The 20,556-nt window shown below is 38.7% G+C and carries 23 protein-coding genes and 1 pseudogene; 9 read left to right on the top strand and 15 right to left on the bottom strand.

The annotated features are described in order from the left end of the window. Positions 1–237: 237 nt before the first annotated feature. Positions 238–1,464 carry an NAD(P)/FAD-dependent oxidoreductase gene (locus tag BIV60_RS21780; protein WP_071357849.1) on the bottom strand — a complete coding sequence of 409 codons (1,227 nt, stop codon included), beginning with the start codon at positions 1,462–1,464 and terminating at the stop codon, positions 238–240. A gap of 456 nt (positions 1,465–1,920) precedes the next feature. On the opposite strand from BIV60_RS21780, the gene BIV60_RS21775 reads away from it, so the two are divergent. Next, positions 1,921–2,919: an NAD(P)/FAD-dependent oxidoreductase gene (locus tag BIV60_RS21775; protein WP_071357826.1), complete on the top strand. Its 999-nt coding sequence runs from the start codon at positions 1,921–1,923 to the stop codon at positions 2,917–2,919. 48 nt (positions 2,920–2,967) lie between these two features. Here the strand turns inward: BIV60_RS21775 and BIV60_RS21770 are convergent, their stop codons facing one another. Further along, positions 2,968–3,333 (bottom strand): HesB/IscA family protein, encoded by a 366-nt coding sequence (locus BIV60_RS21770; protein WP_071357825.1) that lies wholly within the window; start codon positions 3,331–3,333, stop codon positions 2,968–2,970. Between the two features lie 111 nt (positions 3,334–3,444). Further along, a complete protein-coding gene (locus BIV60_RS21765) occupies positions 3,445–3,684 on the bottom strand; it encodes a YuzB family protein (protein WP_071357824.1) in 240 nt (79 codons plus the stop codon). 257 nt (positions 3,685–3,941) lie between these two features. Between BIV60_RS21765 and BIV60_RS21760 the strand changes: the two genes are divergently transcribed. After that, positions 3,942–5,009: an NAD(P)/FAD-dependent oxidoreductase gene (locus BIV60_RS21760; protein ID WP_071357823.1), complete on the top strand. Its 1,068-nt coding sequence runs from the start codon at positions 3,942–3,944 to the stop codon at positions 5,007–5,009. A 40-nt stretch (positions 5,010–5,049) separates the two neighbouring features. Here the strand turns inward: BIV60_RS21760 and BIV60_RS21755 are convergent, their stop codons facing one another. After that, complete coding sequence (locus BIV60_RS21755) at positions 5,050–5,376, bottom strand: YuzD family protein (RefSeq protein ID WP_071357822.1); 327 nt, start codon at positions 5,374–5,376, stop codon at positions 5,050–5,052. Between the two features lie 61 nt (positions 5,377–5,437). Between BIV60_RS21755 and BIV60_RS21750 the strand changes: the two are divergent. Then, positions 5,438–5,747: pseudogene (locus BIV60_RS21750) on the top strand (NifU family protein). 51 nt (positions 5,748–5,798) lie between these two features. On the opposite strand, the gene BIV60_RS21745 reads toward BIV60_RS21750, so the two are convergent. After that, positions 5,799–6,767 (bottom strand): 2-hydroxyacid dehydrogenase, encoded by a 969-nt coding sequence (locus tag BIV60_RS21745; protein ID WP_071357820.1) that lies wholly within the window; start codon positions 6,765–6,767, stop codon positions 5,799–5,801. Positions 6,768–6,798: 31 nt separating this feature from the next. Beyond that, on the bottom strand, positions 6,799–7,809 hold the full coding sequence (gene yutH / locus BIV60_RS21740; RefSeq protein WP_071357819.1) for a spore coat putative kinase YutH: 1,011 nt from the start codon (positions 7,807–7,809) through the stop codon (positions 6,799–6,801). 182 nt (positions 7,810–7,991) lie between these two features. Here yutH and BIV60_RS21735 point away from each other — a divergent pair, with 182 nt between their 5' ends. Continuing rightward, positions 7,992–8,489, top strand: coding sequence for a phosphatidylglycerophosphatase A family protein (locus BIV60_RS21735; RefSeq protein ID WP_071357848.1), 498 nt, complete (start codon positions 7,992–7,994; stop codon positions 8,487–8,489). Positions 8,490–8,514: 25 nt separating this feature from the next. Here BIV60_RS21735 and BIV60_RS21730 read toward each other — a convergent pair whose 3' ends face one another. Continuing rightward, complete coding sequence (locus BIV60_RS21730) at positions 8,515–9,279, bottom strand: TIGR01457 family HAD-type hydrolase (RefSeq protein WP_071357818.1); 765 nt, start codon at positions 9,277–9,279, stop codon at positions 8,515–8,517. Between the two features lie 49 nt (positions 9,280–9,328). Then, entirely contained in the window at positions 9,329–9,766 is a 438-nt protein-coding gene (locus BIV60_RS21725; RefSeq protein ID WP_071357817.1) for a DUF86 domain-containing protein, read from the bottom strand. A gap of 179 nt (positions 9,767–9,945) precedes the next feature. On the opposite strand from BIV60_RS21725, the gene BIV60_RS21720 reads away from it, so the two are divergent. Both BIV60_RS21720 and BIV60_RS21715 read left to right on the top strand, forming a co-directional pair. Beyond that, positions 9,946–10,212, top strand: a complete 267-nt coding sequence (locus BIV60_RS21720) for a DUF3055 domain-containing protein (protein ID WP_071357816.1) — start codon at positions 9,946–9,948, stop codon at positions 10,210–10,212. Between the two features lie 63 nt (positions 10,213–10,275). Next, the gene (locus tag BIV60_RS21715) at positions 10,276–10,569 is read left to right on the top strand and encodes a cytosolic protein (RefSeq protein ID WP_071357815.1); all 294 of its coding nucleotides are present in this window, start codon (positions 10,276–10,278) and stop codon (positions 10,567–10,569) included. 30 nt (positions 10,570–10,599) lie between these two features. Here BIV60_RS21715 and BIV60_RS21710 read toward each other — a convergent pair whose 3' ends face one another. Further along, positions 10,600–10,875, bottom strand: coding sequence for a YutD family protein (locus BIV60_RS21710; protein WP_071357814.1), 276 nt, complete (start codon positions 10,873–10,875; stop codon positions 10,600–10,602). A gap of 114 nt (positions 10,876–10,989) precedes the next feature. On the opposite strand from BIV60_RS21710, the gene BIV60_RS21705 reads away from it, so the two are divergent. Then, positions 10,990–11,622 (top strand): YhcN/YlaJ family sporulation lipoprotein, encoded by a 633-nt coding sequence (locus BIV60_RS21705; RefSeq protein ID WP_071357813.1) that lies wholly within the window; start codon positions 10,990–10,992, stop codon positions 11,620–11,622. A gap of 189 nt (positions 11,623–11,811) precedes the next feature. On the opposite strand, the gene lipA is transcribed toward BIV60_RS21705, so the two are convergent. Beyond that, positions 11,812–12,732 carry a lipoyl synthase gene (lipA, locus tag BIV60_RS21700; protein ID WP_071357812.1) on the bottom strand — a complete coding sequence of 307 codons (921 nt, stop codon included), beginning with the start codon at positions 12,730–12,732 and terminating at the stop codon, positions 11,812–11,814. Positions 12,733–12,942: 210 nt separating this feature from the next. Between lipA and BIV60_RS21695 the strand changes: the two genes are divergently transcribed. Next, positions 12,943–13,938, top strand: a complete 996-nt coding sequence (locus BIV60_RS21695; protein WP_371261578.1) for a M23 family metallopeptidase — start codon at positions 12,943–12,945, stop codon at positions 13,936–13,938. A gap of 25 nt (positions 13,939–13,963) precedes the next feature. On the opposite strand, the gene yunB is transcribed toward BIV60_RS21695, so the two are convergent. The 5 genes from yunB to BIV60_RS21670 all read right to left on the bottom strand — a co-directional run bounded on the left by yunB (position 13,964) and on the right by BIV60_RS21670 (position 19,248). Further along, positions 13,964–14,740 (bottom strand): sporulation protein YunB, encoded by a 777-nt coding sequence (gene yunB, locus BIV60_RS21690; protein WP_071357811.1) that lies wholly within the window; start codon positions 14,738–14,740, stop codon positions 13,964–13,966. Between the two features lie 1,085 nt (positions 14,741–15,825). Then, positions 15,826–16,128, bottom strand: coding sequence for a YunC family protein (locus BIV60_RS21685; RefSeq protein WP_071357810.1), 303 nt, complete (start codon positions 16,126–16,128; stop codon positions 15,826–15,828). A 56-nt stretch (positions 16,129–16,184) separates the two neighbouring features. Beyond that, positions 16,185–17,540, bottom strand: a complete 1,356-nt coding sequence (locus BIV60_RS21680; protein ID WP_071357809.1) for a bifunctional metallophosphatase/5'-nucleotidase — start codon at positions 17,538–17,540, stop codon at positions 16,185–16,187. Between the two features lie 22 nt (positions 17,541–17,562). Next, a complete protein-coding gene (locus BIV60_RS21675; protein ID WP_071357808.1) occupies positions 17,563–18,384 on the bottom strand; it encodes a sulfite exporter TauE/SafE family protein in 822 nt (273 codons plus the stop codon). Between the two features lie 18 nt (positions 18,385–18,402). Next, positions 18,403–19,248, bottom strand: a complete 846-nt coding sequence (locus tag BIV60_RS21670; RefSeq protein WP_071357807.1) for a DUF72 domain-containing protein — start codon at positions 19,246–19,248, stop codon at positions 18,403–18,405. Between the two features lie 117 nt (positions 19,249–19,365). Between BIV60_RS21670 and BIV60_RS21665 the strand changes: the two genes are divergently transcribed. Continuing rightward, entirely contained in the window at positions 19,366–20,283 is a 918-nt protein-coding gene (locus tag BIV60_RS21665) for a nuclease-related domain-containing protein (RefSeq protein WP_071357806.1), read from the top strand. Positions 20,284–20,556: the final 273 nt, after the last annotated feature.

Below are 20,556 nucleotides of genomic sequence, written 5' to 3'. Positions count from 1 at the left end.
TCCTCCTAGAGCTTTAGGTTTTAGTTTAATTTTAACAACAAAAGGACAGGTTTTCCCTGTCCTTTTTATCAAAGGCTATTTTCGCATAGATTGTTGTTTTTCGTATAAGTTCATCAACCCGTATAACTAAAAGCTTCGTAGCATCTTTTCATAAGAACATTTGCGAAAATTGCCTAGAAACTTAAGTATTTGGCCCTTATTAAGGTCCAAAGCAACAAAGTTTATGAAAAGAGCTTATCAAAAGAAATTAAGTTTTCCTTTTTTCAGTACGAGTGATGTACCGCCAATCATATAAAGAGCGCGGTTATCGACTACTTTTTTCATAAAGGCTGCCTTTGAACCAGTCACCTTTTTACCAAATACTACTCCAATAGCGTCATCTTCACCAAGGGAACAAACAGTACCTTTGTTATCAAATTTAAAGCTCTCAAGTTCAGCTTTATTTCGAACAAGGGCTGTAATATTGCGAGCAACCACTTCCCCTTGCTGCATGGCAATTTGTGCAGTTGGCGGATATGGGCGGTTAATCTCCTCATTAATTACAAGAGAGCTGTCGCCAATAATGAAGACCTTATCAAACCCTGGTACGCGAAGATCTGGTTGTACTTTAACACGTCCACGCATGGCCTCGAAGCCTGATTTTTCAATAATAGCATTTCCACGTACTCCTGCAGCCCAAACAACTGTGCCGGCTTTAATTTCATAAGGCTCTTCTTCGCCTTTACCTACAAAAATCCCCTCAGTAGTTGCCTCTTTAATCGCCGTTCCGATTAAAAATTCTACACCTCTGCGCTCTAATTGAGAAACGGCATAGTTGACTAATTCCGGATCAAATCCAGGAAGAACAGTTGGTGCTGCTTCTACGCAAGTAATTTTAACTTTATGGATATCCACATCATATTCACGGCATAGTTCAGGAATCCGGTTCGTTAATTCGCCAAGGAATTCAATCCCAGTAAATCCGGCACCGCCAACGACGATAGACAAACGATTTTCATTCTTTTCTTCTTCCATATTGTACGTAGCAAATTGGTATTCAATATGCTCGCGTAATTGACGAGATGAATTAACATTTGTAATGCCAAATGCATATTCTTTCAATCCTTTAATACCGAAAGTTTCCGGTTCACCGCCAAGTGCAATGACTAAATAGTCATAACTCACTTCACCATTTTCTAAAATGACTTTTTTCTCTTCTTTATTGATTAATACTACTGTATCTAGAACGAATTCTACTTTACTGCGATCAATTACATTGCGGATATCATAGCGTACTTTATCATGATGTAATGTACCGGCAGATGCTTCGTGTAACCATGTAGTTTCGTAATGATAATCATTTTTATTGATTAATACAATTTCTGCTTCATTAACACCTAATAATTTTTGCAAACGAACTGTTGTCAAAAGTCCGCCATATCCTGCCCCGACAATAACAATTTTTGGCTTTCTCAAAGTGATCACTTCCACCTTTTTTTTATTTTTAATGAACCTTTTTACCTTATCATCCACTGATTTCTTCATTTTTATTTGAATTGCACAGAAAATGTATGTGATGTTTTTCACGAATAGGTGCAAAGAAATCAGTAATTGCTTCACTTTTATCAAGTTGTGCAAAATTGTATTCCAAATTCCTTTGAAACTTTCTTACTTAACTAAAATATTCTTATTCTGTCACAAAATAGTAACAATATATTCACATCTCATCTTATTCTTTTTTCACCCCATTTTCAAGCTGTTTTTTTAATTTATTTAATATTATAATATCGGAATGTCTTCCATATAAATAAGCCAATAACAGCCGTAATTAATAAAACATTACCAATAAAGTGAATATTCATTCAATTCAAGTGAGCATTGAATATTTTTATGTTATGATTGGAATGTAGATTGTTACTACCTTGATTGGGGGGATTCAAAGTGCAGGAAAATCAAAAAATATTTGATATTACAATCATTGGGGGAGGGCCTGTCGGTCTATTTACTGCGTTTTATGGAGGAATGCGTCAAGCATCCGTAAAAATTATTGAAAGCTTACCTCAACTTGGCGGTCAATTATCAGCCCTTTACCCGGAAAAATATATTTATGATGTTGCTGGTTTTCCGAAGATTCGCGCTCAAGAATTGGTCAATAACCTTAAAGAGCAAATGGCGAAATTTAATCCAGTGATTGCACTTGAACAATCTGTCGAAAAATTAGAAAAGTTGGAAGACGGTATTTTTAGGTTAACAACCAATACGGATATTCATTATTCAAAGTCCGTAATAATCACCGCCGGGAATGGTGCTTTTCAACCTCGCCGCTTAGAACTGGAAAGTGCTGCACAATATGAGCGAAAAAATCTTCATTACTTTATCGAAGATTTAAATATGTTTGCAGGTCAAAGAGTAATCGTTTTTGGTGGCGGAGATTCAGCAGTGGATTGGGCCTTAATGTTAGAACCAATTGCCGATAAAGTTACCATTGTTCACCGCAGGGATAAATTCCGTGCTCATGAACACAGTGTAAAAAACTTATTCAATTCAAAGGTTGATGTGAAAACCCCCTATCTTCCTGCTGAAATAATCGGTAATCACTCCGGAATTAAGCAGGTTATTCTTAAAGCAGTAAACGGTGAGGAACAAATCTCCCTTGATGTGGATGCCGTCATTTGTAATTATGGCTTTGTCTCTTCGCTGGGACCGATAAAAGAATGGAGTCTGCAGATTGAAAAAAATTCAATTTTAGTGAACTCTAAAATGGAAACAAATGTACCGGGAATATATGCTGCCGGGGATATATGCACATATGAAGGAAAAGTGAAATTAATCGCCTGCGGATTTGGTGAAGCGCCGACGGCAGTGAATAATGCAAAATCATATATTGATCCAAAAGCTAAAGTTCAGCCATTGCACAGTTCTTCTATGTTTAATAATTAAGTTTATAAGGCGTCCGTTATGAGGACGCCTTTTTATCTTAGGCTCTTCCTAACATTCTTCCGGTGAACCTGCTGCTGTAGCTGTACGGAAAGAAGATCCACAGCCGCAGGAAGCGATCGCGTTCGGATTATCGATGGTAAATCCGCCGCCCATCATCGATTGTTTGAAATCAATTTTTGTTCCTTGTAAAATGGATGCACTTTCTTTATCAACCAGAATTTGAATTCCATGCAGCTCGAATTGATGGTCATCTTCATTCGCCTCATGCTCAAATCCCAATCCATAAGACAAACCGCTGCACCCACCGCCTTTTACACCTACCCGTAACATTGCACCTTCTTCTTCATTTTGCTTCATCATATCTTTAATTTGCAATGCAGCCGATTCTGTTAAAATAATTACCTCTTTGCTCATCCTAATTCCCCCTTTTTAGCTTTTTTATTTCGTATATCCACTTCAACTAATTCGTTTATATAACTATTATATGATAAAAATTGAAAAAAGGAGCGGATTACGCTCCTTTCTTTAAAACATGGGATTTTCATCTAAGTACTGATAAATATTGTCTACTAGTTCCTCAGGGGTTTTACCTGTTACCACTTCCCCATTCACCAGCGCATAAAGAGTCATTGCACACTTTCCACAATAACCTAGACATCCATATTCGATAATGTCTAAATTTGGATCTTTTTCTAATATCTCAAGCGCACGCTGCGCACCACTTGCTAAATTGCTTATACAAAATTCAATGATTGGCTTAATCAACGGTTTCACCTCTTCATACCTACTAATCCTACCCTTTTTCTGAAATATCGTCAATTAACAAAGCACACTCATTTTGTCAAGAAAGCACGAAAATTGTTGTTATTTCGTCATTTCTTAGCTATACTCGTAATTGTGTGAATTGCTCTTGACTAAACCTTAATTCCAATTTATTGCTTTATTCTACGTGCAATAAATTAATTAAATAAGGAACATTAAAAATAGGAATACAATTGTTTTGTAAAAGGGGAAATATTAAAATGAGAAATCTGGTAATTCTTGGGGGAGGATACGGCGGAATGAAAATCCTAAGTGAACTCCTTCCGAACAATCTTCCTGAAGACGTAACAATTACTCTTGTTGACCGAGTCCCATATCACTGTCTAAAAACCGAATATTATGCTTTAGCGGCCGGAACCATATCCGATAAAGAAGTTCGTGTAACCTTTCCTGAACATTCTCGGTTAAACATTAAGTTTGGTGAAGTAACTGGAATTGAAAGAGAAGAAAAAAAGGTTCTTTTAAAAGATGATGAACCTATTCACTACGATGATTTAATTATCGGTCTTGGCTGTGAGGACAAGTATCATGGTGTTCCTGGTGCAGAAGAGTTTACTTATAGTATTCAAAGCATAGGGAAATCTCGTGAAACTTATTCCGTTTTAAACAATCTTGCTCCTGGGTCTGTTGTCTGTATTGTTGGAGCGGGTCTAAGCGGCGTAGAGCTTGCAAGTGAATTAAGTGAAAGCCGGCATGACCTTACGATTAAATTATTTGACAGAGGAAAGCATATTCTTTCAGCATTTCCAGATCGCTTAAGTAAATACGTTGAAAATTGGTTTAACAAACATAATGTTGAAATTATCAACAATTCCAACATTACAAAAGTGGAAGAAAAAAGATTATATAACCATGACGAAGCGATTGATTGCGATGTCATCGTTTGGACAGCAGGAATTCAAGCAAACAAAATTGTTCGTGATTTACCTGAGGAAAAAGATAATATGGGTAGGGTGTTGCTTACTCCTCAACACAACCTGCCTTCTGATGAACATATTTATGTCCTCGGTGATTGTGCGAGTCTTCCTCATGCCCCAAGTGCACAATTGGCAGAGGGACAAGCAGAGCAGATTGTAGAAGTGCTGAAAAAGCGCTGGAATGGTGAAGAGCCTCCTGCTTCTTTCCCGCCAATAAAATTAAAAGGAATTCTTGGCTCGCTAGGAAAGAAACAAGGATTTGGCATGATGGCAAATCAAGCGATAACTGGACGTGTGGCAAGACTTATTAAATCCGGGATCCTGTGGATGTACAAATACCATAATGGATGACGCAAAAAGAAGCATTCCGCCAATTGGAATGCTTCTTTTTTTACACAGCTTTGTATCCATGTTTTTCAAGCTCTGCAAAAATTGTTTTTAATCTTGGATTTCCTTCTCCGACTACTTTATCTTTAATGACTACAACCGGATAAAACATATCCTCTTCGATTACCCTTTTGGCAAAACTTTGTTTCACTTGTTCCTCAGGAGGAAAAAGAATATCTACATATGTCATGGTAAAGGGCTGTTCCGGAAATTTCCGGGCAATGGCAGCTTGCAGCCATTCAAATGTCTCCTTTGAAGAAGGCAAATTTACGCAGCTTGGACAAAGTTGTTCAGCGCCGTATATAATAATTTCCACTTGATTATGTTCCATATGAATTCATCCTTATTTTTTCTTCTATTTTACAACATCTTTGAACCAAAAATGAAAGAAAATGTTTCACTTCTTCGGAATGGATTTTTATTGTCAACCACATTATAATATAGATAGGAAAGGAGTCGATGGGAATGGAAGAATTAGAAATCAAAGAACAAGTGCAAGAAGTATTAGATAAATTACGACCATTTCTTCTTCGCGATGGCGGGGATTGTGAATTAGTTGATGTTGAGGACGGAATTGTGAAACTTCGTTTATTAGGTGCATGCGGCAGCTGCCCAAGCTCCACCATCACACTTAAAGCCGGCATTGAAAGAGCACTTCTTGAAGAAGTACCTGGAATTGTCGAAGTAGAACAAGTTTTTTAATAAAAAATAGACAGCGATTGCCTTGTTGGCAATCGCTTTTTTAAAGATTTGTTAATCCTTATTAACAAGTGTTAGAGGTTCTTTTCCGTCTAAGACCGCTTCAATATTTGCAATAGCTAAATTCATCATTGCCGTTCTTGTTTCGACACTTGCACTTCCAATATGGGGGAGTGCAACAACATTAGAAAGCCCAAGCAATGGGTGACCAGCATCAATTGGTTCCTTTTCAAAAACATCCAATCCGGCACCGGCAATCTCCCCGGCAACAAGGGCATCATATAAAGCCTGTTCATCAACAACGTGCCCCCTCGAAGCATTAATAAAAATGGCTGAACGTTTCATTTTTTGAAAAACCTTTCGGGTAAACATATTTCTCGTTTCGTCAGTTAACGGTGCTAAACAGACAATAAAATCCGCCTTTTTTAGAAGGTCTTCAAAACTACAATAAACAGCGCCCAATTTCTGTTCGATTTCTGGCTTCCTTGTTCGATTATGATAGAGAAGATTCATCTCAAATCCTGACGCACGTCTGGCAACTGCCTCGCCGATTTTCCCCATCCCAACAATTCCAAGTGTTTTATGATGAATGTCCTGGCCCGCTAATAAAAATGGACTCCAGCTTTTCCACTGACCGTTTTTAATAAAATCAGCTGCTTCCACCACTCTGCGGGATACAGCCATTAATAATGCAAAAGTTAAATCGGCAGTTGTATCCGTTAAAACATCAGGGGTATTAGTAATGGCCACCCCTTTTTTAGTAGCAGCAGTTAGATCAATATTGTCATACCCTACCGCCATATTGGCTACTATTTTAAGATTAGCCGCTAAGTTTAATACTTGTTCATCAACTTTATCGGATACCATTGTTAACAGGGCATCTGCTTTTTTCGCCTCAGCTAACAATATCTCTTTCGGCACAGGAATGTCATCATGCTCCCACATTTTCACGTCATATTTTTCCCGAAATGCAGCAATTGCTTCAACCGGAAGCTTCCTTGTTATATAAATATATGGTTTCATTGCTATTTCCTTCCTTAATGGTCTTGTTAAATTATTTTATCATAAGCCATTCTGGAAGCGGAAGATTCAGCTTTTTTATCGGAGCACCAGAAATTTGATAAAAGCCCCCGAGAAATTTTTCATACTCGGTTGATTGTCTTAAGATTTTACTTAATTTCTCCTCCAATACCTTCTTATCTTGCTCGGAACGGGTGATATAGTAATTTTCCACACAATCATAATATTGCAAAGGAAATAATAAACGGGCATATAAAAGGCGCCAGGAAAAGGATGACAATGGGGCAACGCTTTGATATTCTTCGAAAAATTGCATTAGTTCCCGATCATACGTTTGAATGTTTCGAAAATAGCGTTCCCTCGTCCATTCCGCAAGATCCCGGCTCCGATGGTCAAATACCCAATCAAATGGATTTTTAATATAATAATTTCTGCCCCATGAATTTTTTGAAAAACGCTCATGACACACAGTCCCTGCATCAGAGTCTATTGGTTCATCATCTATTTCGGTATCCACTATATATTGAATAGCATTTTCGGTTAATCCCAAATAGTAGGGAAAAGATTCAATAAACATCTTTTCAAACTCATCTTCAGGTGTTTGATACAACAGACCGCTCCATACCTTCTCCATTTGTTCCAAGCGCTTTTCCCATAAAGATTTCCATTGACCAATTCTGCTAGTTCTTTCAATTTGAAACGGCACATTTCTCCCCCGCTCATGAAACTTCGCCAGTTTCCTCCCTAATTTTATTTTTTGTGGTTTCTCCATCTGTTTGTTTGCCAGAACGCAAAATTTATTTTGTTCCCAGGTGGTTATCAAACTTCCTTCCTTTGATGAAAGTATGACCGGAACATGTTGGTCACCATAGTTTCGCAGATGCGTTGCGATTTTCTCCAACTCGGAAATATCCGTTTCCTCCCTGCCCCCTGGCCTCGATAGTAAATAAAGCCAGCCATTCCCCCTCAAAGCATCATAAGAATCTAGTTTTAAATATTCCTCGACCTTTATACCATACTTGTTCTCAAGTAATTTTTGCAGCATACTGCCACCTCTTTCAAAACCTCTTTTCCATTAAATATATGTGTGTGTCTTTAAAAACTTGTTGATTCCCATTTTTCAATTCGTATGAAAATAATGCATATGTTATCGAAAAAAACTATAAGATATAGAGAACAATCGTGAAAATTCATAGAAAAGGTGATTGTATGGCTGCAGACAAAAAAATGGATATTCTTGAAGAAACCGCTCGCAGATGGATTAAAGAAAGAGGCGTTGAAATTAAGGATATTGCCGATTTAGTTTATTTTCTCCAAAATAAGTATCATGAAAATTTGCAAATGGAGGACTGTATTGCCAACGTAGAAAGGGTACTCTCAAAGCGCGAGGTTCAAAACGCAATTTTAACAGGAATTCAACTTGATAAGCTGGCGGAAAAAGGCCTGTTAGAAGAGCCGCTTCAGGACATTATCAAACGGGATGAAAGCCTTTATGGCGTAGATGAAATTATTGCATTATCAATCGTGAATGTCTACGGATCCATTGGTTTTACAAATTACGGCTACATCGATAAACAGAAACCAGGTATACTTGCTCACTTAAACGATAAATCCACTGGTGAATGTCATACATTCCTTGATGATATCGTAGGCGCCATTGCTGCCGCTGCATCGAGCCGTCTGGCACACCGGGCCGCTCGTAAAGAAACTAAGAATGATGATTAAAAAGGATGGAGCAGTCCATCCTTTTTTACGGTTCCCACTGATCTAAGGAATCAATCGTATAAGTTGGTTTACGGTTATATCTTAAAAGCAATTCTTTTGTAGTGACACCTGTATGAACTAATAATGTATCCATACCGGCTTTCATTCCTGCCATGATATCTGTGTCGTAATTATCCCCTACCATTAAGGTCTCTTCTTTGGCGGTTCCCAACACCTTTAGTGCCTGTTCCATAATAATCGATTCGGGCTTCCCAATAAAAATGGGCTTGGTTTGAGTTGAAACGGAAATGACAGATGTCAAGGAACCATTCCCCGGTAATAGTCCTCGTTCTGTCGGAAGGGCGATATCCCCATTGGTGGAGATAAACACAGCCCCATTCCTTACTGCCAGGCAGGCGACTGCTAATTTTTCATAGGTTATTGCACGGTCAATCCCAATCACGACAAAATCGGCGTTTTCAGATACCTTTAGAAAACCCTTTTCTTCAATAGAAGTTTGAATCCCTTCTTCACCTATCACATAAACAGACGCATCCGGCTTTTGGCTAAAAATATAATTTGCCGTCGCCATACTGGTCGTAAACACTTGATTTTCCTCTGCTTGAATATCAAAGCCACGAAGTTTTTCCGCTACTTGCGCGGGTGTTCTTGAGGAATTATTGGTTACAAATAAATAAGGGATTTCTTTTGTTTGCAGTTTTTTAATAAAATCACTTGCCGCTTCAATCCGCTCTGTGCCTTTATACATCGTTCCATCCAGATCAATTAAATAACCTTTATATTTTTTCATGTTGTTACCTCCTTAAACAGGAAAAAGACCGCAGCTAACGGTCTAATGATTAGTTTTTAAATGCAGAAACGGGGCCTAATTCATTTATAAGGTATTCGCGAACATTAACGGCGAATTGGCTTAATGCCTCAATGTGGTCTGCAAATTGTTTTACCAGCTCTTCATGATTGATTTCTGTATAATTTTGCACAAGAGCCTTTCGATTTTGAATGAGAATCTTTAAACGATTGCTGTTTTCTTGTGAAATTACCTTTTCGTCTGTCAGAATTTCAATAATGTCTTCATAGCTTCCGGGATCCCGCATGATAAATCCATCAATCATCGCATTTCCGACATCTAGTACGGACTCAAGCATCATCTGTGTGAGCCGTTCAAGAGCAGCCTTTTCAATCGGTGATGACCAATTTTTCTGACTTAAAAAAAGGCTAATTTGGTTTTCAAAAAAAACTAAAATGGTTTCGATTTTTTCCCGATCAACAAAATACACGATTGTCCACGACTCCTTGTCTTTCGCTCCTCTTGTGTTGCCAATCTCTATTATACCCCATCATGACACTTTTTGTCTTTTTACGTCATTTTATAATTGAATCTTACCTCCCTTTATTAATGTAAATTTGATATTATAAGGGGAGTGCCGTAAAAGTTTGGAATAAAGGAGACCGTTTTATGAACGAGCGATTTTTCTTATATGATGATACAGAAAGTACACGGACGAGATTTGTTAGCTTTGTGGGCGAAAATCAGCGTTTTGACTTGGCAATTGTCCAAACGAGCCGCCATTATGGGAAACATCTTGTCTTGGATATGCAGGGAAACCGATTTGCCATCATTGGCCATGATGATCTCGAGGAAGAAGGCTATTTAGAGTTTGCCTTCCAATTAAATGAAGAAGATGCTGCTGAATTAAGATCTTTTCTTTCTGAAATCGTTTAACCAAAAATTGATAACATGTTTTCCCCTCCTTTTACCATACTAACGGTAAAAGGAGTGAGGCGAATGTCTAAGAAGGATGCGGAAAAATACACTGAAATATCAACAGTTGAAAAGCGGGAAAATTATTTAACTGCCCAGGAGTTTCCGGAAGGACCGTATGGTTCAACCTTCCGGGTAAATGATCCAGTGCAAAATAAAAGTACGCCTTGGAAGGAAGGGCAACGCCGTTATTCTGCATTTAACTATGAATTCAAATCATTGCATGAGGATTTACCACGGCAAGGGATGGAACCGGCGCACCCAACACACGATGACCCGGATACAGATGCCCAGCCTCCTTATTCGATGAACGAATAATTTAAAAGGACCCAATTTTGGGTCCTTCCATTATTTTTTCACTTTTTTTAAAACAAAATAAGCGCAGCCAAAATTGCAATATTCATAAATGTATTCGCTTAGGGTGCTTATCTTTGTATCAAACGTTGCCTTTTGATTTTGATCATCAAAAAATCCCTTTAAACGAAGCTGACCATAGCCCCAATCCCCGGCAATATAGTCATACCTCGACAAAATATCACTATATCTTGCCTTAAAGGCTTCTTCGTTAAATCCGTTCCGATATTCCTCGACCATTTCATACACGGTATTGTTGATCACCATCATGTTATCACCTCATTTTACCAGCCAATCTTACTTCCCATTATAACCGATTCACCATCAATTACTAAGAAAAAAAAAATTCCTTCTGGCTATTCTAAAAAAAGGAGGTGTTTGTAATTGAAAAAATTCATCATCATCATCCTGGGGCTTTGCACGATAACAACGATAACAGGCTGCTCTAAGGATATGAATAACCGGGATGTTTACGAAGAAAGCGGAAATTCAATCAATGTGAACAATAAAAGGACCGAGCTTTATAATGAGGGGGCTGGACGAAGTGTTCGGAATGTAAGTAATAATTTCGGATATGTCCGCCATCAAAAAAGTCCACTCATGAATGATAATACGGCAAATAATCATTACACTGCCCTTGACCGTGAACAGTTAGCCAATATTATTAGTAAATATAGCACAAATCTTCCAAATGTTAATGATGTCGCTGCATTAGTAACAGACCAGGAAGTTTTGGTTGCCTATACAACTGATTCCAAAGACCGTAATTTAACAGCTGATCAAGTAAAAAGAACAGCAATGTCGGTTGTTCCACGTTACTATCATGTGTATGTCACCGATAAAAAGTCGTTGATGCGCGATATTGAAAACCTTTCACATATGGATTCAACTAACAAAAATTCCAGAAGTTCCATAAACTATGTGATCAAACAAATGAAAGACTCTCCACAGGGGAACCGCATGAGCGATAGTGAAGATGAAAATGGTCTAACAAAAGACGATCGGATGACACAATAATTAAGAAAAGCGCAAGCGCCTTGATCAGCCTCAGGCATAAGACAAGCCAGCGGTTGCTCTTTAACCTTCTTGACGGATTGGCTGTAGACCATCGAGGGGCAGGACGTTTCCGCTGGACAATTCTCAAAGATGAAAATTTTATACTTTCTTTACTTTTTAAAAGGAGTTCAGCCTTTTAGGCTGAACTCCTTACTTTGCTTCCTTAATTTCTTGCTCGCCCAGTGCATGTTTATGTTTTGCTGCTGCATTTACTTGTTCATCTGCATGATAAGAGGAACGAACCATCGGGCCTGCCTCACAATGGCTGAAACCTTTACTCATGGCAATATCCCGTAATTCAGCAAATTCCTCCGGGCTATAATATTTTTGAACCTTTAAATGCTTTTTCGTTGGCTGCAGGTATTGACCAATTGTCATAATATCAACATTGTTTGCTCTTAAATCATCCATAACTTCAAGAATTTCTTCCTTGGATTCCCCAAGTCCAATCATTAAGCTGGACTTTGTTGGAATCTCCGGATACATTTCTTTTGCACGGCGCAAAAATTCTAATGAACGGTCGTATTTTGCCCTTGCCCTTACGGTTGGCGTCAAGCGTCTTGTTGTTTCGATATTATGGTTTAAAATATCCGGTTTAGCATCCATCAAGATTCTTAAATTTTCTTCCTTACCACCCATATCGGAAGGCAAGACCTCAATGCTGGTAAACGGATTTTTTCTGCGGATGGCTCTTACCGTTTCAGCAAATACGGCAGCGCCGCCGTCTTTCAAATCATCCCTTGCAACGGCCGTTACAACAACATGCTTTAGATTCATTAATTGAACAGAATCAGCCACTCTTTCCGGCTCTTGCCAATCCAGTTCTGTTGGCAGGCCTGTTTTAACCGCACAAAAGCGGCATGCACGTGTACAAACATCTCCAAGAATCATAAAGGTAGCCGTTCTTCTTACAGCCCAGCATTCATGAATATTCGGGCAGCGAGCTTCTTCACAAACGGTATGAAGGCTTTTTTCACGCATCATTTTTTTCAAGCCAGTATAATTTTCATTTGTATTTAATTTTATTTTTAACCATTCAGGCTTTCTTAAAGTTGGTTCTTTTGTGCTCAAGCTTTCCACCCCTAAGTTAGAAATATCTTTATAAATGAGTTCTCTCAGTTGTCACTTTATCATACAGAACACAGAAGGACAAGCCTGAGAGGACTTTGAAATTTTTTGGAACTTTTCAGCCTAAAAACATTCATTACCATTTATTAACCATTATGAAATGGCTAAAGATTCATAAACTAAAGTTGTACATTAATTGGAAGGAGGATTCCTGTGCGGGCAGCTCTGATAATTGGAACTTTCCTTTTATTCTTTTCCTCTTCATTTGCTGTAAGGGATGCTCATGCGAAAGAACCTGATGTATACCAGGAAAGAATGAAGCTGTACAAAAAAGTCGAAACCCTAACGCAGATTCCTTGGTACTACCTGGCTGCGATTGATCAGTATGAAAGAAGTATCCGCCAGGTCCGCAAAGACTTGCCGAAAGCAGACAGCGTGATCGGGATCTACATTAGCCCAGAAAAATGGGCAGGACTAACAAATCCAAACCCTTCTGACGAAAACCCCGCCACGATTCAGTTGTTCAATGGATTTGGAGTGGATGGGAACGGAGATGGAAAAGCGGATAGTAAAAACGACGAAGATGTTTTATATACATTTGCTCATTACCTTCTTTCCTATGGCGTGGATCATGAAAATCTAAAGATCGGCCTATGGAATTATTATCATCGTGATAAAACTGTTGGAATTATTGCTGGAAAAGCAAAAATCTACCGGTATTTTGGAAGACTAAATCTGGATGACCAAGCATTTCCGATGCCGATTCGCAGTAATCACAGCTATCGCAGCACTTGGGGAGATGCACGAGGCTGGGGCGGAAGAAGAATTCATGAAGGAACTGATATTTTTGCAGGTTACGGCGTCCCTGTCAAGGCAACAAAATATGGGATTATTGAAATGAAAGGATGGAATAAATTCGGCGGCTGGCGAATTGGAATCCGCGACATTAATAATACGTACCATTATTTTGCCCACTTAAACGGGTTTGCAAAGGATTTGTATGTTGGCCAGGTGGTTGAACCTGGAATAGTTATCGGCAGTGTTGGAAGCTCAGGATACGGCCCTCCAGGAACATCCGGTAAATTTCCGCCTCATTTACATTATGGAATGTATAAGGACAACGGGATAACCGAATGGTCATTTGATCCATATCCACATTTAGCAATGTGGGAACGTCAGGAAAGATTTAAGTTAAGAAAAAGAAGGTAGGACTGTCCACTAAATGACAGTCCTTTTATTTTTTATTGGTTTTATTGGTACTTCCCGAATCAGGGAGTTGGACAGATGGCATCATTCCGCCTCCGCTATTATAAAATTGCGGAACTTTTCCTTCAATTAATTTTCCTCCTGCGGGAATGTTTTGTGTGAGTTTGGTAATTTTCGTTGCAAATGGCGTGATGATTTGAACAGCAACTTCCAGGTGGATATTTACCTTAATCCATGTATTATTAATTCCTAATGCCTCTGTGGAAATTTTAACATCCGGACGTACATCCCCGATGGCATGGAATCTAACTGGTATTTTTGGACCTAAGTTACCAAATAAAGCAAGGTTGGTTGCTTGCCCCAGGGGGACATACCAAATAATCCCGTCTGTTTTTTCTGTTGATTCTTTTTCAATTTCAACATCTGTTAGCTGTTCAAGAGAAGAAATATCACCCTTTTCCGCCTTGGTTAAATTTTTCTGTATCTGGCTTGTGATTTCCGATAATTTTTGGTTAATCAATTCCGTTTTTAAATAGGCGCTTTGTGCATTCCCATTTGTCCCAGGTTCAATTCCGATGACATCGCCTACATCTACGGTCTTCTTTGTGATTGCATTATTGATGACAAGTGCAGCAATTTTTCTGGACTGTGTTTCGGCATATTTCATTAAGGTCGGCTCTAGTCCTTTATTGATCATCCATAAGGCAATTGCAGTAGAAAGGAGAAAAAAGACAAATGACAGCAGCAATACATAGCGGAGAGGCAGTGGTCCTTTACGCTTATACTTTGGACGAAATTTTGCCAAAAACATCCCCCCTTACAAGCTATGTTTATGCTTGAATTGATGGACATAGCACTAAAAGAGAGGGTGGTTGGAATAAGAGATTGGGTTGATAGGGGAATGGTGGGTGAAGAGAAGCGGGAAGTGTTTCTATGAATGCTTTTGGGGTAATATTTAGGGAAAATAAAGTGTAAATTGTCTCCTATTTAGCCTAATGGCGACAAAATAAGCGCATGTGTCGCCTGTGAAGGCTCTAAGGGACAAAAATTAAGAGGACTTCATCAAAAGTTTCTCCTATAAAGGCTATAGGCGACAAAATTCAAGAGCACTTCGTTCAAAGTGTCCCCTATATATGCATTAGGCGACAAATTTCATGAGGACTTCGTTCAAAGTGTCCCCTATATATGCATTAGGCGACAAAAATCATGGGGACTTCATCCAAAGTGTCTCCTATATAAGCATTAGGCGACAAAATTCAAGAGCACTTCGTTCAAAGTGTCCCCTATATAAGCATTAGGCGACAAAAATCATGGGGACTTCATCCAAAGTGTCCCCTATATAAGCATTAGGCGACAAAAATCATGGGGACTTCATCCAAAGTGTCTCCTATATAAGCATTAGGCGACAAAAATCATGGGGACTTCATCCAAAGTGTCCCCTATATAAGCATTAGGCGACAAAAATCATGGAGACTTCATCCAAAGTGTCTCCTATATAAGCATTAGGCGACAAATTTCATGAGGACTTCTTTCAAAGTGTCCCCTAATATGCATTAGGCGACAAAATTCAAGAGGACTTCGTTCAAAGTGTCCCCTATATAAGCATTAGGCGACAAAATTCAAGAGCACTTCGTTCAAAGTGTCCCCTATATAAGCATTAGGCGACAAAAATCATGGGGACTTCATCCAAAGTGTCCCCTATATAAGCATTAGGCGACAAAATTCATGGGGACTTCATCCAAAGTGTCTCCTATAAGACCTTTAAGCGACAAAAATTAGGTTGAACTGCTTCATAGTATCGCCAACCAGTTCCATTGCCGGCTATTTAGAATTTGGAATTTGAAACTATTCACCATAAAGTAAAAAACAGCCTGCCATCAGCAAACTGTTTTAAACCATTTTCAGCAAGGCATCCCTGCCGATCATTCCTTTATAAATTCCTAAGCTTTCAGCCTCAAATGTTACTGACTCTAACGGGGCGTTAAGGAGCTGGTCGATGGTTCTTACTCCTACTGCCCGGCCGGCAACAATTTTACGATCCGCTAATTTATCATTTAATAATCCGACATCTAAGGCACCGCACATGATATATCCCTTATCATTTGAGATTGACAGCAAAGTTGTTTTTGGAAGCAGCACAGTTACTGCCAAAAAAGTATGGCCGTTCAATTCTATTGGTGAAAGATCAATCAAATTCCCACACTCCCTTCTTTTACACTTTATGAAAGTGCCCGAGAAAGGGTGTATACCTAATCATTCATTTGTAATTTCCATTTTAATAAGTCACGTAAAAATTCCGGTAAAAAATAGTGCTTCGGTTTACTTTGGAAATCATTTGCAGTTAAGAAATATCCAAAAGTAAACATATCCGGAAGAGCTAATGAATATTTTTTATCAAACTCTAATTTCTCACCGTTTATATAGGTTGTATCCTCTTCAAAAGAGACTCCCTCATACACCATAATTCCGATCACTTTTCCTCTAAAACCAAGTCCCATAAGTTTCCGTTCCGGCCAGGTTGGATCTTTCGTTTGTTCAAGGACATCCTGTAATTCACGGCCCGTAAGTTCCACCTTACAAGGATTGATCGGATGAGGGCATATTGCTAATAAATCATTGGCTGTAACTTGTCCAAATAGCGGGCCTAATAACAAACCAGCATTAATAAAGGCGCAATCTGCCTCACACCATTCGCGAAGTGCTTGGCACAGTAGCCTAGTTAGTCTAGTTTCTTTAAATGGATGAGCTTCTAAAGGCTCTTTTAAAAAAGTAATGTTTTCTTTTAAAAGCTCCTTCCCAGTTGAAAAATAATCATCTATTCTGCCCTGTTCGTTTTTCACCTCAGGAAGTGACTCAAAAGGAAAAAGAATTGCTTGCTTGCTTTCGATTTCTCTATTAGACTGAAGCGAAAGTGTAACATTACCAACAAAATTCCCATGCTTTCCTGCAGCTGCGATCAGTGTTTCTCCGATTAGCTTTCCTTCCTGAAGAAAATGATGGGTATGGCCCCCTAGAATGACATCAATCTCTGGAAAGTTTTCAGCTATTTGCTCATCAGCATTTAATCCAAGATGGGAAAGAAGGATAATAACATCACTTTTTTCCTTTAACTTCCTAATCCAATTCTTTAGCTCAGCAATGGGATCGGTAAGCTCCCATCCAAGCAATGGATAAAGATGGGTAAATGGCGCCGTTAAACCAATTACTCCTATTCGGGTTCCCTCTTTTGTTTGATAAATTTTGTACGGCTGCGCCCATTCAGGAAGGGTATTCCCTTTTTTGTATAAATTCGCCAAAATCACATCGAAGCCAGCATCATCATATAAGTGATCCAAGTCCTCGAAAGGCATATTGATCCCTTCATTATTACCAATGGTTACAGCGTCATAACCGCAACTGTTTAGCAGTTGAATATTTCCTTTTCCTTTTGTTCCCTCTGAAAATGGATGCCAGCGGTCAATGAAGTCACCAATATCAAAAAGGAATACATCCTCTCCTCTTTGTTGGTGAAGTTCCTTTTGAACTAATAAATATTGTTCAATCCGCGGCCAATGCTCCAAGTGGCTGTGAATATCGTTTGTATGATAAATTTGAATGATTTCCATTCTTATTTCTCTTCCTTTTTCCTCAGCCTACAATCCCCTTATAAATAAGTTGTATGCCGACAATTACTAATATGGTTCGCAATATTAATACGATTGTTTTGCTTTTTAACTTCGAATTTAAATATACACCAATTCTCGCTCCAATCCATGCACCCGGAATTAAAGCAAGGGCGTATAGCCAATTTACATTTCCCAAAGCCAGATGGGTAATTGAGCTTAAGATGGATGTTGGTAAAATCATAAACATCGAAGTCGCGACTGCGACGTGCGGTGGAAAGAAAAAAACTAAGATCATCGTCGGGACCATTAAAGAACCGCCGCCAACACCGAAGATACCGGAGAGAAAACCAACTGCAAAAGAGATCAGGATCCCGACAATTGGATTAAATCCATATTCATAGCTTTTGCCTTCATTGTCCCTAAAAGTGCGGACAATTCCCTTATCTTTACGAAAAGGAATTGGCTTTAATTTATCCTTTAATAGCAGGACAATGGATACGAAAATAATAAAGGTACCAAAAAAGATATTAAATGAGTGCAGGTTTAATTTTTCCGTAACCCAAGCTCCTAGGATACTTCCCGGTCCACTGCCAATTAAAAAAATAAGACCACTTTTATAATCTACGGTTTTCTTTTTCATATACGCAAGCGTCGAAGACAAACCGGTAAAAATCATCGTAAATAATGATGTTCCGACTGCGACTTGAGGTGAAACATGGCCAAACCATGATAATCCCCCAAAATAAAGCAGGGCCGGAACAACAATAATTCCTCCGCCAAGACCGATTAGCGAACCTAAAGAACTGGCTATAAGTCCGACAATCAGTAAAATAACCCATTCCATTTTTTCTACTCCTTCAAATTAAAATAAATCTAATTGCCTTGGGGCAAGACCTTCGTATTCTATCTCTAACATGCCTATCATTTCCTTTGCATTATCTGCAGCATCTCCGCCGGAATTATTGTTAAAAAGAACGTAAACATCCTTGGATTTTGCTTCTATTTGACTTAGGTTTGCAGCCCACTCTGAAAGCTCCTGCTGATTATAGTGGTAAAGGTAACGGACATCCCGCCAATTTTCAGCATTTCGTTTTTGCCATCCATGGGTATTGCGGCCATGAAATCGGACTAAAACCTTGTTCAAATCGAGGGTATCTAAAACCGTCGGAATCGACCCTTCACCAGATTGTGGTTCATCACAAATACTATGAATCCATTTTTCGTTTTTCATAAAATCAAGGGTATTGCTTCTGAAACGGGCTGCAAACCACGTTTGATTTCTAAACTCCAGTGCGCAAGGGATTTCCCCCATTTCGTGTTTACACCATCTTAAATATTCAACATTTTCCCTTACACAATGGAACCATGGCGGAAACTGAAAAAGGACCATCGCCAATTTATTTTTGATTATGTATGGTTTAAGCGACTCTTTGAAAGCCATGAACATTTCCTGTTTATTTTGGAAAGGAATCTCACCGCGCATATGTCCGGTCATCCCTTGATAGGCTTTGACGATAAATTGAAAGGATTCAGGTGTCTCATTGACCCATTTTTCGACATTTCGCTGTGGCTGGATTGCATAAAAAGCTGAATCCACTTCGACAATTGGAAAATGTCCGGAATATTCTTTCAATTTGTCCCTTGGAGATATTTGCCCCGGATAAAGGCTGTCATGGTCGCCCCAGCCAGTTACACCGATATAAATCAATCCACATCACCCCCCATCTATAATAGCATAATTTAACAAAATGCTCATTCTGTTGCCACTACAGTTCTTTTCAAATTGTGTAGAATTAAGGGTAGAAAAGGAGAAAGGTTGTGGAATATGTCTATTTTACCGATCAAGCCGCGTTTTGAACCAGAAAAACTAAAAATTTATCGATTTCTAAACTCAAGAATGTCGCTGACAGAGAAAGAAACAAGATATTATCACAACTTAGTAAAAGGCTATGAAGGAGAGGTAATGTTTGACAGGTTAATGGAGAACCTTTTGGAAGAAAGGCTTATTATTAATGATTTATTACTTGAGCAGAACAATACAACGTTTCAGAGCGACTCTATTATCTTTTCTCAGGATATCATTAACCTTTTTGAAGTAAAAAATTATGAAGGCAATTTTAAGTATGAATCCGGCAAGTTTTATACCTTATCTGGTAATGATATTAAAAATCCCTTGCATCAGCTAGAACGAAATGAAACATTACTTTGCCAGTTTCTTCAAAGCATTGGATGTTATTTACCAATTGAACCACATCTTATTTTTATGAACCCCAACTTTACTTTATATCAGGCCCCAATCAACAAACCTATTATTTACCCGACACAGCTTGTTCAGTTTATGGAAAAATTTAATATGAAGCGATCTAAGCTAACGAATAAACATTCCAAAATTACCGACGTGATTTTATCAGCTCATTTAATTGAGTCTCCTTATAAGATGTTACCGAGCTATAATTACAATTTGTTAAAAAAGGGACTGACCTGTGCCCTATGTCATTCTTTTTCTATATCTGTTGGGGGGAGCAGGGTTCTATGCTATAAATGCGGGCATAATGAATCAGTAGAGTCAGCTGTAATGCGTTGTGTGGAGGAGATTAGGCTACTTTTTCCTGATATTAAAATTACAGCAAATGTTGTTCAAGATTGGTGTAGGGTTATTGAGTGTAAAAGGAGGATAAGTAGAATTTTAAGTAAGAATTTAACTGTAATCGGGTATGGTAAGTGGACATATTATGAATTGTAGATTTTTGATATTAAATTTTAGCAGCCTATGAGTAGGCTGTTTTTTTATTTCCATTTGTGCACTTAGCGACACTTTCACAGGCTTCTGCCTGACGTTTGTCGCATAAATGCTTTCATTGGCGACATTGTTGCGGCCATCCTCCCCTATTTTGTCGTCTATATCCATTATAAGCGACACTTTCCCTCTCTTCCCTTTTGTTTTGTCGCCTATCGTTCTTTTTGGCGACACTTTCCCTCTGTTCCTCCTCTGTTTTGTCGCCTATCGCTCTTTTAG

Origin of the sequence: Bacillus sp. MUM 116 (genome assembly GCF_001866655.1) — a bacterium.
In the GTDB taxonomy this organism is placed as follows: domain Bacteria; phylum Bacillota; class Bacilli; order Bacillales; family Cytobacillaceae; genus Neobacillus.
This window is presented reverse-complemented; position numbering and strand designations above follow the sequence as displayed.

Coding starts and splice junctions, on each gene's coding strand:
- BIV60_RS21770 (WP_071357825.1), bottom strand. CDS start 3,333: ATGAGCAAAGAGGTAATTATTTTAACAGAATCGGCTGCATTGCAAATT.
- BIV60_RS21760 (WP_071357823.1), top strand. CDS start 3,942: ATGAGAAATCTGGTAATTCTTGGGGGAGGATACGGCGGAATGAAAATC.
- BIV60_RS21755 (WP_071357822.1), bottom strand. CDS start 5,376: ATGGAACATAATCAAGTGGAAATTATTATATACGGCGCTGAACAACTT.
- BIV60_RS21745 (WP_071357820.1), bottom strand. CDS start 6,767: ATGAAACCATATATTTATATAACAAGGAAGCTTCCGGTTGAAGCAATT.
- yutH (WP_071357819.1), bottom strand. CDS start 7,809: ATGCTGCAAAAATTACTTGAGAACAAGTATGGTATAAAGGTCGAGGAA.
- BIV60_RS21735 (WP_071357848.1), top strand. CDS start 7,992: ATGGATATTCTTGAAGAAACCGCTCGCAGATGGATTAAAGAAAGAGGC.
- BIV60_RS21730 (WP_071357818.1), bottom strand. CDS start 9,279: ATGAAAAAATATAAAGGTTATTTAATTGATCTGGATGGAACGATGTAT.
- BIV60_RS21720 (WP_071357816.1), top strand. CDS start 9,946: ATGAACGAGCGATTTTTCTTATATGATGATACAGAAAGTACACGGACG.
- BIV60_RS21715 (WP_071357815.1), top strand. CDS start 10,276: ATGTCTAAGAAGGATGCGGAAAAATACACTGAAATATCAACAGTTGAA.
- BIV60_RS21710 (WP_071357814.1), bottom strand. CDS start 10,875: ATGATGGTGATCAACAATACCGTGTATGAAATGGTCGAGGAATATCGG.
- BIV60_RS21680 (WP_071357809.1), bottom strand. CDS start 17,540: ATGGAAATCATTCAAATTTATCATACAAACGATATTCACAGCCACTTG.
- BIV60_RS21675 (WP_071357808.1), bottom strand. CDS start 18,384: ATGGAATGGGTTATTTTACTGATTGTCGGACTTATAGCCAGTTCTTTA.
- BIV60_RS21665 (WP_071357806.1), top strand. CDS start 19,366: ATGTCTATTTTACCGATCAAGCCGCGTTTTGAACCAGAAAAACTAAAA.